Source organism: Providencia sp. PROV201, from assembly GCF_028479545.1.
Taxonomy (GTDB): Bacteria; Pseudomonadota; Gammaproteobacteria; order Enterobacterales; family Enterobacteriaceae; genus Providencia; species Providencia huaxiensis.
On the sequence record NZ_JAMPNW010000056.1, the window covers coordinates 1 to 1,187 of the forward strand.

Annotated in this window: 1 protein-coding gene; it reads left to right on the plus strand. The window is 46.7% G+C overall.

The window, feature by feature from the left end; all coding sequences use genetic code 11:
- Positions 1–1,184 (plus strand): elongation factor Tu (gene tuf, locus PR809_RS20045; protein WP_166268407.1); only part of this gene is annotated, 1,184 nt, incomplete at its 5' end.
- Positions 1,185–1,187 lie beyond the last annotated feature (3 nt).

Genomic DNA, 1,187 nt, shown 5'->3' on the forward strand with positions numbered 1-1,187 from the left:
TGTCTAAAGAAAAATTTGAACGTTCAAAACCGCACGTTAACGTTGGTACTATCGGCCACGTTGACCACGGTAAAACTACTCTGACAGCAGCTATCACTACTGTTCTGGCTAAAACTTACGGCGGTTCTGCTCGTGCATTCGACCAAATCGATAACGCACCAGAAGAAAAAGCGCGTGGTATCACCATCTCTACTTCACACGTAGAATACGATACTCCAACTCGCCACTACGCACACGTAGACTGCCCAGGACACGCCGACTATGTTAAAAACATGATCACTGGTGCTGCTCAGATGGACGGTGCAATCCTGGTTGTTGCTGCGACTGATGGCCCAATGCCACAAACTCGTGAGCACATCCTGTTAGGTCGCCAAGTAGGTGTTCCTTACATCATCGTTTTCCTGAACAAATGTGACATGGTAGACGACGAAGAACTGTTAGAATTAGTTGAAATGGAAGTTCGTGAACTTCTGTCTCAATACGATTTCCCAGGCGATGACACTCCAGTTGTCCGTGGTTCAGCTCTGAAAGCGCTGGAAGGCAACCCAGAGTGGGAAGCGAAAATTGTTGAATTAGCAGGTCACTTGGATTCTTACATCCCAGAACCAGAGCGTGCAATTGACAAACCATTCCTGCTGCCAATCGAAGACGTATTCTCAATCTCTGGTCGTGGTACAGTAGTAACAGGCCGTGTTGAGCGTGGTATCATCAAAGTTGGTGAAGAAGTTGAAATCGTTGGTATCCAAGACACGGTTAAAACAACTTGTACTGGCGTTGAAATGTTCCGTAAACTGCTGGACGAAGGTCGTGCGGGTGAGAACGTTGGTGTTCTGCTGCGTGGTACTAAACGTGAAGAAATTCAACGTGGTCAAGTACTGGCAAAACCAGGTTCAATCAAGCCACACACTAAATTCGAATCAGAAGTCTATATTCTGAGCAAAGATGAAGGTGGTCGTCACACTCCATTCTTCAAAGGTTACCGTCCACAGTTCTACTTCCGTACAACTGACGTAACAGGTACTATCGAACTGCCAGAAGGCGTAGAGATGGTAATGCCAGGTGATAACATCAACATGATCGTTACCCTGATCCACCCAATCGCGATGGACGACGGTTTACGTTTCGCAATCCGTGAAGGTGGCCGTACTGTAGGTGCGGGTGTTGTTGCAAAAATTATTGCATAATAC